1 protein-coding gene is annotated in these 310 nt (G+C 47.1%); it reads right to left on the bottom strand.

Translation table 11 applies throughout. The features are described from left to right. Nucleotides 1-43: 43 nt before the first annotated feature. Nucleotides 44-310, bottom strand: a 267-nt coding sequence (locus tag ACYP03_RS25345; RefSeq protein WP_459782580.1) for a sensor histidine kinase, incomplete at its 5' end; no start/stop codon positions are given.

The following is a 310-nucleotide window of genomic DNA, read 5'->3' as shown; positions in this document are numbered from 1 at the left end:
ATTGTCGAGCCGGGCTTTGAAACCTTCCATGACGACCTGATGGTCATCCACTAACAGTACTTGAATTTTTGCCATAAATGTCCAGTCCTTGTTTAAGAGGCAGATTGACCAGGATTTCCGTTCCTTGTCCCGGTTCACTGCTGATATCCAGCTCACCACCAAGAAATTCCAGCCGTTCGCGCATGTTGCGAAGGCCGATTCCTTTGCCATTCATGGCGTGTTGCACGTTAAAGCCCGTGCCATGATCGCGAATAATAAACTGCAGGTTTTTCTGTATCACTGAAAGTTCGGTATCGATAGTATCAGACTG

The sequence above is a fragment of the Photobacterium sp. R1 genome (assembly GCF_054600795.1).
This window is presented reverse-complemented; position numbering and strand designations above follow the sequence as displayed.